Here is a 13,354-nt window from a genome sequence, read left to right as displayed (position 1 = left end):
TAAAAACCACCTCCTTTATGAAAATTATAAGAAAACAGTTTTTAAACCGTTCCCTTTTCATACATAGCTCTTATTTTCTCTTTTTCTTTTTTTCTTTTTAATTTCTCAGCCTCTTTTTCTCTAAAACTTGCTATTGAGAATTTTAACTGTACTAAGAAAGATGCGGCTATAAAGATTGATGAATATGTACCTACTATAATACCAACTAACATTGTAAATGCGAATCCGTGAATTATTTCTCCACCGAAAGCAAAAAGTGTTACAACAACAAAGAATGTTGTCAATGAAGTAAGTGTTGTTCTTGATAGTGTTCTGCTTACAGATTCATTTACAACTGAATTTAATTCTGTCTCTTTTGAAGTTTGGATTCCTTCTCTGATTCTGTCAAATACGATAATCGTGTCATTTAGCGAGTATCCAAGGATTGTTAAAATTGCCGCTAAAATATCCAAGTTTACTTCAACGCTGAAAAGTGAAATTGCTCCCATTGCTATTGTAATATCGTGAGCCAGAGCTAAAATTGAAGCAACGGCAAATCTCCATTCAAATCTAAATGATACGTAAATTAAAATCACTATTAAAGCAAGAGACAGAGCCATTATCCCTTTTTCTCTTAACTCTCCACCGACTTTTGGTCCAACCATATCGACTCTTCTGATTTCAAAACTACCTGTTGGATCAAGAAGTTTATGCATTGTATCACTAATATCGTTTTTCAAATTTGAAGATGACCCTGTAATTCTAATAACAACTTCTTGCGGTGTACCGAATTCTGTTATTGATGAACCTTTATATTCGGTATCTTTTAATACTTCCCTGATTTTATCGATAGGCGCTTTTTGCTCATATTTTACTTGAACTATTGTTCCTCCTGCAAAATCAATACCAAAATTTAACCCTTTTGTAGCAAGTAAAAAAATCGATGCAATAATTAAAACAGCAGAGACTCCAAGAAACGGGATTCTTTTTCCCATAAAATCATATATTTTTTCGCTTTTAAATATTTCCATTATTTAATCCCAAACCATTTATTTAAGTTTTTATCTTTTGACATTTTTGGCATTAATGCCTCATAGATACCGTGTGTTCCTAATATTGCAGTTAGCATTGATGCTAAAATACCTATTGAAATAGTTACTGCAAAACCTTTAATAGGTCCTGTTCCGTAAGCGTATAAGATTACTGCTACTAAAATAGTCGTAATATTTGCATCTAAAATTGCACTCATTGCATTTGCATAACCGTTTTCTACCGCTTTTGGAATTGACATTCCCGATCTTAAAAGTTCTCTGATTCTTTCACTGATAATTACATTGGCATCAACAGCCATACCTACTGTTAAAACTATACCTGCCATCCCGGGAAGAGTTAAAGTCGCTCCGAACATTGCCATTACGGATATTATAATAAATATATTCGATACTAAGGCAACATTTGCAATTATTCCTGCATTTCTATAATAAATAATCATAAAAATAAATACTACTAAAAAACCTGAAATAAGTGCTATCATAGAAGCTTGAATAGAATCCGCTCCCAAACTAGGACCGACACTTCTTTTTTCCAAAAGTTCTACGGAAGCAGGAAGAGCCCCCGATCTTAAAGCAATTGCTACATTTCCCGCTTCAACTGTCGAGAAGCCGCCTGAAATTTGTCCGCTTCCTCCACCGATTCTTTCTCTGATATTTGGAGCTGAGTATACTTTTCCGTCAAGAACTACGGCTAATCTTTTTCCTACATTTTTACCGGTAAAATCACCGAAAATTCTTGCTCCGCTTGAATTTAAGGTAAAATTGATTATCGGTTGGTTTGATTGATCAAAAGCTACTTTTGCATCTATTACTTGACTTCCGTTTAAGATAGGAATCTCTTTTACAAGATATTTAATCTGAGGATTACTTGTATCTTCTAAAATCACGTCCCCGTATTGTGCCGCTTGATATTTTGTGAGATTATAAACTTGGTCTGCTCTCTCTTCATCAACTGCCATAAGTTCAAGGTTTGCAGGTTTTGAGATAAGCTCTCTTGCAGCTTTTTCATCTGCTACTGTTTTAATACCCGGAAGTTCAACTACGATATCTGTTTTCCCTTGTCTTATAACATTCGGTTCAGCCAAACCGAACTGGTCAAGTCTGTTTCTGATAGTTTCAACGGCTTGGGCAACTGCCAAATCTTTTGTTCTCAGCTCTTCTTCATTACTTAGAGAAATTTTATAATCCAATCCCTCTTTTGTAATATTCAAGCCTTTGATATTGTCCAGCATTTTATCGACTCTTGGAAGTTCGTCTTTATCCAATACCGTAAAAACAACATTATCATCTTTAATACCCAAATCTTCTATTAATATCTCTTCATCATCGGCAAAATATTTAACCGAAGTTGCTATTGATTTTATTTTAGAGGTCACGGCTTCATCGGTTTTTACACCAAGAAGCATATGCAAACCACCTTGTAAATCAAGTCCTAAAGATATTTTTTTTCCTGTTTCGGTTTGTAAAAAAGAGGGGATTGAGAAGACAATTCCAAAAATGATACTTAAAATAAAAATAACAAGTCTATAATTAAAGATTTTCAATCTTAGTCCTTAAAATGTAAGTGTAAACATAGAAAATTAAAACATGTAGAAAATACATGTTTTAAAATTTTCATCAGTCTAGAAGTTTTGCAACAAACTCTTTTGCAAGCTTCATTTCTGAGTTATCGTGGTTTTTAACTACTAAAAAGTCATCTTCTACTTTTGTAATTTCAACCATTAAGCCACCATTTGTTACAATCTTATCACCTTTTTTCAGAGCTGCAATCATCTCTTTATGCTTTTTAGCTTGTTTTTGCTGCGGTCTGATAATTAGAAAATAAAAAATTGCAAACAATGCAACAAGAGGTAGTAATGAGCTTAATAAATCTGCACTTTGACCTTCCATTCAATTTCCTTTTAAAAAAGTTTTTTCTATGTTTTTAGTAAAACGCGACAATTTTAACAAAACTTATATAATAAAAGGCTTGATAACTTCTTTATTTTTCAGCGCCTTTATTTACCTTGCCCATTTTAATATAGAATACAAAATTTTAGATACGATTTTAGGACTTGTTTCACTATATTTAGTGCTTAAAATAGATAAAAAAGCTCTTTTTGTAGCAGGATATTTTATAGGTATATTTTGGTTTTTTTGGGTAGGGAACTCTTTTGAATACTACAATTTAGGATATCTTTCATTTTTCATTCCTTTGTTTTTCGGCTTAGGTTATGGAATTATTTTCTTTATTATAGGAGTATTTGATTTTACTTTTTACAGGGCTTTTATTCTCTTCGTTCTCTCTTTTATCCACCCTTTTGGTTTTAATTGGTTTATACCTGAACTTCTTTTTATTAACAGTTTCTTAGATACTTCCAAAATCTCTTTTGCACTTATTTTATTATCCCTTTTTATTTTAATTGAATTTCCTAAAAAAACTAAAATTTTGGCAGTTATATCTCTGCTTTTTACATATACAAACAGCGGTCAATATATTGAAAATCCCCCTAATATAAAAATCTCAATGCCCCAGTTAAATATTAGCCAAGATCAAAAATGGTTGAAATCAAATATTCCTGATTTGGTTGAGAATAATTTAAAGTTAATAGATAATGCCATTAAAGAGAAGAAAAATCTTATTATTCTTCCTGAAACCGTTTTTCCCGTAGTATTAAACAAAAGACATGAACTTTTGGCAAAGCTTCTTAAAAAATCTCATTTTATAGATATCATTGCCGGAGCATTATATTTAGAAGAGGGAAATTATTATAATGCAACATACCATATTTCAAAAGGTGAAGCTTTGGTTGCAAAAAAAGTTGTTTTAGTTCCTTTTGGAGAAGAGATTCCATTTCCTAAATTCTTAACAGACTTTATTAATAAAATCTTTTTTGACGGAGCCGAGGATTATAAAAAAGCAGCCTCTCCTACGGATTTTGTAATAAACGGTGTAAAGTTTAGAAATGCCATTTGTTATGAAGCTACCAGTGATAAAATCTTTCAGAATCTAGATGGAGTAAAATATATGATAGCTATTTCAAACAATGCTTGGTTTACTCCCTCAACTGAGCCTACTTTGCAGAAAATGCTTTTAAAATATTATGCAAAAAAATATAATATTACTATTTTTCATTCGGTAAACGGCAGTAAAAATACTATAATAAGACCTTAAATTATTTTTTGATAATATTCATCAAAATTTAAATTTAAAGGTTTCTTTATGGAAGAATACATCTCTCAGATTCTAAATCTGGCAATCGAATATGCACCCAAACTTGCACTGGCAATTGTTACTCTTATTTTGGGTTTATGGGCTATAAAATTAGTTGAAAAAATTTTAGAAAAAACTTTAATTGCTTCAAAAACAGATAAAACTTTAATTCCTTTTCTTAAAAGTCTTACTTCATGGATATTAAAAATACTACTTTTTATATCTGTTGCCTCAATGGTCGGTATCGCAACAACCTCATTTGTAGCAGTTCTAGGTGCAGCAGGTTTAGCTGTAGGTTTAGCATTGCAAGGCTCTTTGTCTAACTTTGCAGGAGGAGTTTTATTACTAATTTTCAGACCTTATAAAATAGGTGATTTAATTGAAACGCAAGGTCATGTAGGAAAAGTAAAAGAGATTCAGATTTTTAATACTATTCTAACAACTTATCAAAATAAAACTATTATTATTCCAAACTCTGTTATTTCATCAAACTCGATTACTAATATTTCAGGAAACGGAACTTTAAGAGTCGATATGGAAATCGGTATCTCGTATGAGAGCGATATTGACAAAGCAAAAGAGGTTATTTTGAATACTGTTGCAAAAAATGAAAATGTATTAAAAGATCCTCAATGTATTGTAGGAGTAAATGCACTTGCGGATAGTTCGGTTAATCTTTTGGTTTTACCTTGGTGTAATACGGAAAATTACTGGGATGTATATTTTGGACTAAGAGAAGAGATTAAAAAAGCACTTGATGCAAACAATATCACAATCCCTTTTCCACAAAGAGATGTACACATTATAAATTCATAAAAATAGAGTATTTTTACTCTATTTTAAATCTCTTTTTTACTCTTTCTAAAATCTCATCTTTTTGCAGCTCTTCGTCTATTTGCAGATTTAGAGCATAATCTAAAATCTCTTTAAACTCTTTTGAGGGTTTCATTCCCAATGTTATTAAATCTCTTCCTTGTACAAAAGGTTTTAAAGCTTCATTTGAGATATTCATTTCTACCGCTTTTTCTAAAAGCCATTTTACGGCTTCATCACATTTTTCTTTATTTGGAATTGTTCTTCCTTTACAATCAGCCAAACAGACTAAACATAAATCTTCAATATTACACTTTAAAGAGAGTCTTTTTACGGCTTTTAGTGAAGAGTGCGCTTTATATAATTGAAATGGTGCTAAATGGTTTTTAATCAAAGGGATAATTTTTTCTATAAATTTTTTTTCACTCGTGATTTTGCTCAAAAAACTAATTGCAGGTTCGACTCCCAAAGCTTCATGTTTGTGTGAAGTTATTCTTCCGTTTATCTCTTTTGTACAAAAAGGTTTTCCAAAATCATGGCATAAAACTGCATAAAAAAGATAAAGATCCCTGTATTGCTCACCTGTTTTTATTTTAACCATTTCATCAAGGCTCATTAAAGTATGAATCCAAACATCACCTTCAGGATGATACTCTTTATCTTGTATACAGCCTACTAAAGCCTTTAATTCAGGAAAATAGTCTAAAATACCCAACTCTTTTAAAAGATTAAATCCAAGTGATGGTTTTTCTGATTTTAAAAAAAGTTTTTTAAACTCTTCAAAAATACGCTCTTTGGGCAAAGTTTTAAACTCTTCTGTTTTTACCATTTTTTTACAAAGCTTTTGAGTATTAAAATCAAGTTTCAGATTAAATCTTGAGCAAAATTGCACGGCTCGATAGACCCTTAAGGCATCTTCTATAAAAGTTTCATCTTTTATATGTCTTAGAATTTTGTTTTCTAAATCTTTGATTCCCTTATAAGGGTCTAAAAATCTCTTTTCAAAATAGTCATAACCTATTGAATTTATAGTAAAATCTCTTCTTAAAGCTGCTTCTTTATAACTTAGAGAAGCGGAGGTATCAACTTCAAAACCTTTATGACCCTTATCTATTTTCTTTTCAATTCTTGCCAATGCAAAATCAAAACTATACTCTTGTGCAGTTAGAAGTATTACTCCAAAAGATCTTCCGACCTCTTTAACTCTGCCGAATTTTTTTAAAGATTTTTCTACTTTTTCAAAAGAGTCCACATTGAAAAGTTCAATATCATAATCTTTTGAAGGAAGGTTTAAAAGCGAGTCTCTAACGCAGCCACCTACAAGTATCGGCAAAACACCGATACTTTTAAGCTCATATAAAATATCCTCTAATATTTCGGGGATATTAATCATTATTGTGGTGGTGTACATCCTGTTGCGGATAAGGAATTGTAATTCCCTCTTTGTCAAATGTAACTTTTACATTTTCCGTTAAGTCAAATTTTACATCCCAATAATCAGCTGTTTTTACCCAAGCTCTTACTACAAAATTAACAGAAGAGTCTGCAAGTTCCGAAACAGCTACCGTAATTCCTTTGTCTTTTAAAACTCTTTCATCTGCTTCAACAAGAGAAGTTAAAATATTTTTTGCTTTTTTAATATCATCATCATAAGATATTCCTACAAGCAAATCGACTCTTCTTTCAGGTTTTGCATTTATATTTGTAATAGAACCGCTTGAAATTGAACCGTTTGGCACAATGATTTTTTGGTTATCCGGAGTAATTAAAATAGTATTAAAAATCGAAACTTCTTCAACTTTTCCCGTAACGCCTGCTGCATTAATAAAATCTCCTACGTTAAAAGGTCTAAAAAGAATAATCATAACACCTGATGCAAGATTTCCCAATGAATCTTTTAAAGCCAAACCGATAGCTAAACCTGCCGCACCTAAAATAGCAAAGAACGAAGTTGTATCAACTCCCAACTGTTTTAGTGCTGTTAAAACTACAATTACTATTAAAACATAGTAAATAATGTCATCTAAAAAATTTGCTAAAGTTGCATCCACTTTACTATTTTTTAACATCATTTTATTGGCAAAATCTGCAATTTTTCTTGCTAACCATTTACCTACTACAAATATTACAATTGCAATTGCAACATTAAGTGCATAAAGTCCAATCATATCAGAAACAGTCTCTACACTATTCATATACTCTCCTAAAGTTTTTTAAATTATATCATATTAAGATTACAAATAAGTCATTAAGTTATTTGATTTTTTCAATTAAATAGTTAACAACTTCATCAATAGAGATTTCAACTTTTTCCAAAGTTTTTCTATCTACTACTTCAACAGAGCCTTCTTTTAATTTCTTACCTACTACAACTGCATAAGGGAATCCGATAAGCTCAAAATCTCCCATTTTAAAACCGAATCTTTGTTGTTTTCTATCATCAATGATTGTATCTACCCCGGCATTTTTTAATGCTTCATAGATTTTCATCCCAGCTTCTAGTTCTTCATCTTTTTTTGCATTTGATACAATTACGTCTACAATAAAAGGTGCAGTCTCTTTTGTCCAGATACAACCTTTTTCATCATGGTTTTGTTCAATTACGGCTGCTACTAATCTTGAAACTCCGATACCGTAACATCCCATTTCAAAAGGTTGAGATTTTCCGTTTGAGTCTAAAAATTTTGCATCCATTGCTTCAGAGTATTTTGTTCCTAACTGGAAAATATGCCCCGCTTCAATACCTTTTTTATATTCAAGTTTTCCGCCGCAGCAAGAACAAATATCACCTTCTTGAACAGCTACTAAATCGGCAAAATTAAGATTTTGCATTGAAGTTAAATCAACTCCCGCATAATGAAAGTTTTCTTCATTTGCTCCACAAACTAAGTTATTTTCTTCTTTTAATTCTTCATCTACAAAAACTTTTATATTTTCGGGAAGATTTATTATTCCGCAATATCCTGGAACTAGATTTGCAGCTCTAACTTCTTCTTCACTCGCATCTTCAAGCTCCAAAGCTCCTGCTGCATTGCAGGCTTTTGTCTCTTCAAGTTCATCTGTTCCTCTTACAAAAAACAAAACAACTTCAGATAATTCTTCATAAACAGCTTTTTTCATAACTGCTTTCATAGAGTAAAAAGGATCTGCTTTTAAAAACTCACTAACTTCTGCAATTGTTTTACAATTAGGTGTTTCTATTTTTTGAAGTTCTTTTGTTTCTAAAGGCTCTTTTTTCACAGGTTTTCTAGTAGCTGCTTCAATATTTGCACCGTACTCGCAATTTGGGCAGATAACAAGAGTATCTTCACCTGAGTTTGCCAAAACCATAAACTCTTTTGAACCGCTTCCACCGATAGCTCCGCTATCAGCTGAAACTACTCTAAAATCAAGTCCGAGTCTTGTATAAACATTTTTATAAGTCTCTTCCATTACATGAAATTCTCTTACTAAATCCTCTTTTGTAGCATGAAAAGAGTAAGAATCTTTCATCAGGAATTCTCTTCCTCTCATAAGTCCGAATCTAGGTCTTGCCTCATCTCTGAATTTTGTATAAATCTGATAAAGATTTATCGGTAAATCTTTATATGATGTGATTCTATTTTTAATCATATTTACGACAGCTTCTTCATTTGTCGGACTTAATACGAAACCCATTCCTTTTCTATCTTTAAATTTTAGAAGCTCAGGTCCCATTGCTGTAGCTCTTCCTGATTCTTCCCAAAAAGATAAAGGAGTTACAAAACCGAATTGAACTTCGTTTGCTCCGCTTTTATCCATCTCTTCTTTTACTACGGCTCTTATTTTATCCAATACAATTTTACCAAGGGGCATATAATCATATATTCCAGCACCCGTTTGTAAAATAAAACCTGCTCTTACAAGAAACTGGTGAGAAGGCAGTGTTGCATCATTTGGGGTCTCTTTTGTTGTCGGTATGAACATTTGAGAAAATTTCATTTAATTATATCCTATTCATTTATTTTAAATTTATCGCAATTATGGCTGTTTAATCTGTTTGTATCTGACTTCAAGCCGAAAATTGATTGAAGTGTTCCAACTACGATATCGCATTGATTATCTTTTGAAATTGATTTAATCTTTTTTTGAGGCTGATGAAGATACTCGTTTATCACGGTTTGACAAAGTTTTCTTATATTTGCTTCATCATCTTTATGTATAAAACCTTTTTTCATAGCATGTTCAACTTTTTTATCAATAATCTCTTCGGCTTTTAAATACATATGTTTTACTACAGGTTCAATTTCTAAAGATTTTAACCAGTCAAAAAATTCCAGTGACATTTTATTTACTATTGCATATGCAGTTTTTGCCTGTTCGGCTCTTAAACTCATATTACTGTTTACTATATCTTGCAAATCATCAACAGAGTAAATCATCAAATTAGAAGATTCAATATCGTCAATATCTCTTGGAACTGCTATATCAAACCAAAATCTTTCAAAACTGCACTCTTTTACCATTTCTTGTTTAATAATGGGATATGGAGCAGAAGTTGCCGTTATCATTACAGGAATTTCATTTAACAACTCTTCTAATTTTGAATACTCTTTAACATCTATATGCTCTTCAAAAGTATCTGCCAGCATTTGTGCTTTTTTTGTATCACGGCTTATTAAAACCACGTCAAATCCTGCTGAAAGAAGATGTTTTATAGTTAATTCACTCATCTCTCCTGCACCTATTACAAGTGCTTTTACTCCGGCGGTATCATTTATTATCTCTTTTGCTTTTGCAACTGCCGTACTTGCGACAGAAACAGAACCCGTTCCCAAACTTGTAGCATTTCTCACAGCTGCGGCGCATTTAAAAGAGTAATGCAAAGCTCTTGGAAGATTTTGTTCGCAATAATTTTTAGATAAAGAGAACCTAAAAGCATCTTTTAGCTGTCCTACTATTTGTGTTTCTCCTATTACCAAAGAATCAAGAGCCGAAGCAACTGAGAAAAGATGATGAATTGCCCCGTCATTTTCATATATATCTGCTCTGTCATAAAGATCTTCAAAACCGATTTTTGAATAATTATCCAATTTTTGGATTATTGATTTAGAGGCTTTTGCCGTACTTTCAACCGAAGTTATTATTTCTACTCTGTTACATGTTGATAAAAGTATTGCTTCTTCTATATTTTCATCGTCTAGCAGTTGTTTTAAAAATCTATCTTTATTCTCTTCATTGGGAAATGCCAGTTTTTCTCTAGTTTGAATATCTGTATTTTTATGGGAAAAACTAATACTTAAATAACTCATAATATTAACTCTCTTTGCATATCTTAAATATTTTAAAACTCTCTGTTTATCATTGCACTCATTATCTCTACTAAAGATTCGTTGTTTTCATCTTTTACAGCTTGAATTGCTTCATTTCCGAGATTTTTTGCTTTGTTTATAGAATCTTTTAAAGCTTTTGTTTCAAACATTTGCTCTTTTATCCAAGCTTCTTCTTCTTTTGATAAACTCTTTTTATATAAAGATTGCAGTCTTTTTTTATCTTCCACTCTTTCATATAATAAAAGATAAGGAATCGTAACTTTACCTTCAACAAAATCCAGCATTGCAGGTTTTCCTAAAGTAGCACTGTCTTGCGTTATATCTAAGATATCATCAATCATTTGAAAGGCAAGACCTAAATTTCTACCGTACAGTGCATATTTGTCTCTGTTTTTATTGCTCAAAATTGCGGCAGATTTTGCAGAAGCTTCAATTAAAGAGGCTGTTTTTTTATAAATCATATCAAGATACTTTTCATATGAAGTATTAAAAGAGTCAGTCAAATCTACATCTAACATCTCACCGATACTTAACAAAGTTACGGCATTTGAGACTGTGTATGCAATATCTTTATTCATTTGAGATAGTTCGGTAAAGGCTTTAGAGTATAAAACATCCCCGAACATTATTGAAGTTTTATTGTCAAACAAGGCATTAATAGAGGGTTTTCCTCTTCTTGTATCTGCTTCGTCTATTACATCATCATGTAAAAGTGAAGAGGCATGAATCATCTCAACTATTGCACATAGTTTTATAGACTCTTCATTTACCCCTGCAATTTTTAAAATCAATTTACTTCTTAGCATTTTACCTGTCGGTAAAAGATCCAATAACTTTAAACTCTTCTCATCTTTGCATTCTAAAATAAAATCTTTTATCTTATCTTTTACTTTTTCTAACTCTTCCACTATAAACCCTATGATTCTAACTTACTAACTATATTGCTTGTAAGTTCTAAATATAAATCTTTTTTTATATTTTCTATTTCATCAAGATTTTGAAAGATATACTCTTTAATCAGTCTATCAATATCAAAATCTTCTTCTTTATCTTTTGATAAAAGAAGTTCCATTACTGCAACTTTTTCTAAGAGTTTGTCGAATTCTTCTTCAACAATCTCTTTATTTGCACCTCTTGTAACATCAAAATATTTTGATTTAACGGTTCCAAAAAATATATCGTTTTCGTCCTCAATAAACCAATCTTTTGACATACTTATTTACTTTCTAATCTAACTCTTACTGATTTTGCGTGAGCGGTTAAACCTTCCGTATCTGCTAGAATAGCACAAGCTTCTCCTAATTCGTCAATCGCATTTTTAGAGAAGTTGATAATTGAACTTTTCTTTAAAAAGTTTTCTACATTTAAAGGACTGTAAAATTTAGCCGTACTTCCTGTTGGAAGAGTATGATTCGGTCCTGCTATATAATCACCTATTGGTTCAGGTGTATTTTCACCTAAGAAAATAGCTCCTGCATGCTTGATTTTAGGTAAAAGTTCAAAAGGATTGCTTGTCATAACTTCTAAGTGTTCAGGAGCTATCTCATTCATCAATTTTATTGCTTCTTCCATATCTTTTGCAACTATGATTGCACCTCTGTCTTCAATAGATTTTCTTGCAATTTTTTCTCTGCTTAAATTTTTTAAATAATTTTCAACCTCAACTGAAGTCTCATTTGCAATATTTTCATCTACTGTTATCATAATTGAACTTGCCATTTCATCGTGTTCTGCTTGAGATAATAGATCTATTGCCAGATATTTGGGTTTTGCACTGCTGTCGCTTAAAACTCCAATTTCACTTGGACCTGCTATCATATCAATGTTTACTTCACCGAATACAAGTTTTTTTGCCGTTGCGACAAATATATTCCCCGGACCTGTTATTACGTCAACTTTGGGAATTGTCTTTGTTCCGTATGCCATAGCTGCAATAGCGCTGGCTCCTCCTACTTTAAAAGCTTTGCTTACATTACAGATGTGACATGCAGCAAGTAGAAGTTCATTTACTTCATTATTTGGTGTAGGCGTACAAACTACAATCTCTTCAACACCTGCAACGATTGCGGGAATTGCATTCATCAAAAGGGAACTTGGATAGGCTGCTTTTCCTCCCGGAATATAAAGTCCGGCTTTATCTACAGGAGTTACTTTTTGCCCTAATATTGTTCCGTTTTTTTCAAAATCCACCCATGATTTAGGAAGCTGTTTTTCATGGTATTTTTTTATTCTGTCATAAGCCGTATGTAAAGCTTTTTTTAGATTTTCATCTATGTTATCGTAAGCTTTTTTCATATCTTCTTGAGAAATCATAAGCTCTTCGTCACTTTTAACTTCCCATTTATCAAATTTTTGTATGTGAGATTTTAAAGCTTCATTACCGCTTTGTACTATCTCATCAATTATACCTGTAACAATTGCCGATACCTCTTTAATATCGGTTTTTGCTCTACTTAAAATATTTTCAAACTCTTCATCAAAGTTTGAAGCTGTTGTTTTTATTATTTTCATAATATACTTCCTAATATATCTTTTACAATCTCATCTATAGTTCTATTTTCCACATCAATTTTAATATCGGCTACTTCTTCATAATCTTTAATTCTTTGATTATATAATTTTTTAGCCTCTTCTAAATCTGAAAGCAGAGGTCTTTTTTTGAGTTTATTTTTTGCATTTGGTGCGCTATGAATTCTATTTAATATCCCTTCAAAACTTGATTCCAAATAGATTATTTTCCCTATTTTGTGGATATTTTCTTGTCTGAAAAAACCTCCACCAGTTGAAATTACGGTATTGTCAACATTTTTTTCAAGCCATAAAGCACATTTTTTTTCCAAATCTCTAAAGTAAGATTCACCCTCTTCTTTAAAAATTTTTTTTATTTTTTTATTCTCTGCACTCTCTATTAAGTCATCGGTATCAACAGCAAAAAAATCTGTTTTTTTAACTAAAGCTCTTGCTATAGTACCTTTGCCTACACCCATAAATCCAATTAGAATTATATTGTTTTTCTTACTCAATAA

General features: G+C 31.6%; 13 protein-coding genes. 2 read left to right on the top strand and 11 right to left on the bottom strand.

Going from position 1 to position 13,354, the window contains the following annotated elements; genetic code table 11:
- Positions 1-41: 41 nt before the first annotated feature.
- The 3 genes from secF to yajC form a co-directional block, all read right to left on the bottom strand.
- Positions 42-1,010 (bottom strand): protein translocase subunit SecF, encoded by a 969-nt coding sequence (gene secF, locus AANAER_RS02835; RefSeq protein WP_129082330.1) that lies wholly within the window; start codon positions 1,008-1,010, stop codon positions 42-44.
- Positions 1,010-2,575: a protein translocase subunit SecD gene (secD, locus tag AANAER_RS02830; protein ID WP_129082329.1), complete on the bottom strand. Its 1,566-nt coding sequence runs from the start codon at positions 2,573-2,575 to the stop codon at positions 1,010-1,012. The genes secF and secD overlap by 1 nt, the downstream gene beginning before the upstream one ends.
- A gap of 73 nt (positions 2,576-2,648) precedes the next feature.
- A complete protein-coding gene (yajC, locus tag AANAER_RS02825) occupies positions 2,649-2,921 on the bottom strand; it encodes a preprotein translocase subunit YajC (RefSeq protein ID WP_129082328.1) in 273 nt (90 codons plus the stop codon).
- A 28-nt stretch (positions 2,922-2,949) separates the two neighbouring features.
- Here yajC and AANAER_RS02820 point away from each other — a divergent pair, with 28 nt between their 5' ends.
- On the top strand, positions 2,950-4,185 hold the full coding sequence (locus AANAER_RS02820; RefSeq protein WP_129082327.1) for an apolipoprotein N-acyltransferase: 1,236 nt from the start codon (positions 2,950-2,952) through the stop codon (positions 4,183-4,185).
- Between the two features lie 48 nt (positions 4,186-4,233).
- A complete protein-coding gene (locus tag AANAER_RS02815; RefSeq protein WP_129082326.1) occupies positions 4,234-5,040 on the top strand; it encodes a mechanosensitive ion channel family protein in 807 nt (268 codons plus the stop codon).
- 13 nt (positions 5,041-5,053) lie between these two features.
- Here the strand turns inward: AANAER_RS02815 and AANAER_RS02810 are convergent, their stop codons facing one another.
- From AANAER_RS02810 to AANAER_RS02775, 8 genes are read right to left on the bottom strand one after another with little or no spacing between them, the layout of a single operon-like run.
- Positions 5,054-6,430: a CCA tRNA nucleotidyltransferase gene (locus AANAER_RS02810; RefSeq protein ID WP_170218427.1), complete on the bottom strand. Its 1,377-nt coding sequence runs from the start codon at positions 6,428-6,430 to the stop codon at positions 5,054-5,056.
- Positions 6,423-7,232 carry a mechanosensitive ion channel family protein gene (locus AANAER_RS02805; RefSeq protein ID WP_044416203.1) on the bottom strand — a complete coding sequence of 270 codons (810 nt, stop codon included), beginning with the start codon at positions 7,230-7,232 and terminating at the stop codon, positions 6,423-6,425. Before AANAER_RS02805 ends, AANAER_RS02810 begins: the two co-directional genes overlap by 8 nt.
- A gap of 58 nt (positions 7,233-7,290) precedes the next feature.
- The gene (locus AANAER_RS02800; protein WP_129082324.1) at positions 7,291-8,997 is read right to left on the bottom strand and encodes a proline--tRNA ligase; all 1,707 of its coding nucleotides are present in this window, start codon (positions 8,995-8,997) and stop codon (positions 7,291-7,293) included.
- A gap of 11 nt (positions 8,998-9,008) precedes the next feature.
- Positions 9,009-10,307: a glutamyl-tRNA reductase gene (hemA, locus tag AANAER_RS02795; RefSeq protein ID WP_129082323.1), complete on the bottom strand. Its 1,299-nt coding sequence runs from the start codon at positions 10,305-10,307 to the stop codon at positions 9,009-9,011.
- Positions 10,308-10,339: 32 nt separating this feature from the next.
- The gene (locus tag AANAER_RS02790) at positions 10,340-11,236 is read right to left on the bottom strand and encodes a polyprenyl synthetase family protein (protein ID WP_129082322.1); all 897 of its coding nucleotides are present in this window, start codon (positions 11,234-11,236) and stop codon (positions 10,340-10,342) included.
- An 8-nt stretch (positions 11,237-11,244) separates the two neighbouring features.
- Positions 11,245-11,541: a DUF2018 family protein gene (locus tag AANAER_RS02785; protein ID WP_228135487.1), complete on the bottom strand. Its 297-nt coding sequence runs from the start codon at positions 11,539-11,541 to the stop codon at positions 11,245-11,247.
- A gap of 2 nt (positions 11,542-11,543) precedes the next feature.
- Positions 11,544-12,839 carry a histidinol dehydrogenase gene (gene hisD, locus AANAER_RS02780; protein WP_129082321.1) on the bottom strand — a complete coding sequence of 432 codons (1,296 nt, stop codon included), beginning with the start codon at positions 12,837-12,839 and terminating at the stop codon, positions 11,544-11,546.
- A complete protein-coding gene (locus AANAER_RS02775; protein ID WP_084593210.1) occupies positions 12,836-13,351 on the bottom strand; it encodes a shikimate kinase in 516 nt (171 codons plus the stop codon). Before AANAER_RS02775 ends, hisD begins: the two co-directional genes overlap by 4 nt.
- Between the last annotated feature and the right edge of the window lie 3 nt (positions 13,352-13,354).

The sequence above is a fragment of the Halarcobacter anaerophilus genome (assembly GCF_006459125.1).
GTDB classification, from domain to species: Bacteria; Campylobacterota; Campylobacteria; order Campylobacterales; family Arcobacteraceae; genus Halarcobacter; species Halarcobacter anaerophilus.
Note: the sequence above shows the minus strand (reverse complement) of the source record. Positions and strands in the feature narration are given on the sequence as shown.

What these genes read in the sequence shown, in the direction of transcription:
- AANAER_RS02805 (WP_044416203.1), bottom strand. Translation starts at nt 7,232, where the DNA reads ATGAATAGTGTAGAGACTGTTTCTGATATGATTGGACTTTATGCACTT.
- AANAER_RS02800 (WP_129082324.1), bottom strand. Translation starts at nt 8,997, where the DNA reads ATGAAATTTTCTCAAATGTTCATACCGACAACAAAAGAGACCCCAAAT.
- hemA (WP_129082323.1), bottom strand. Translation starts at nt 10,307, where the DNA reads ATGAGTTATTTAAGTATTAGTTTTTCCCATAAAAATACAGATATTCAA.
- AANAER_RS02815 (WP_129082326.1), top strand. Translation starts at nt 4,234, where the DNA reads ATGGAAGAATACATCTCTCAGATTCTAAATCTGGCAATCGAATATGCA.
- AANAER_RS02785 (WP_228135487.1), bottom strand. Translation starts at nt 11,541, where the DNA reads ATGTCAAAAGATTGGTTTATTGAGGACGAAAACGATATATTTTTTGGA.
- AANAER_RS02810 (WP_170218427.1), bottom strand. Translation starts at nt 6,430, where the DNA reads ATGATTAATATCCCCGAAATATTAGAGGATATTTTATATGAGCTTAAA.
- AANAER_RS02820 (WP_129082327.1), top strand. Translation starts at nt 2,950, where the DNA reads ATGTTTTTAGTAAAACGCGACAATTTTAACAAAACTTATATAATAAAA.
- secF (WP_129082330.1), bottom strand. Translation starts at nt 1,010, where the DNA reads ATGGAAATATTTAAAAGCGAAAAAATATATGATTTTATGGGAAAAAGA.
- hisD (WP_129082321.1), bottom strand. Translation starts at nt 12,839, where the DNA reads ATGAAAATAATAAAAACAACAGCTTCAAACTTTGATGAAGAGTTTGAA.
- yajC (WP_129082328.1), bottom strand. Translation starts at nt 2,921, where the DNA reads ATGGAAGGTCAAAGTGCAGATTTATTAAGCTCATTACTACCTCTTGTT.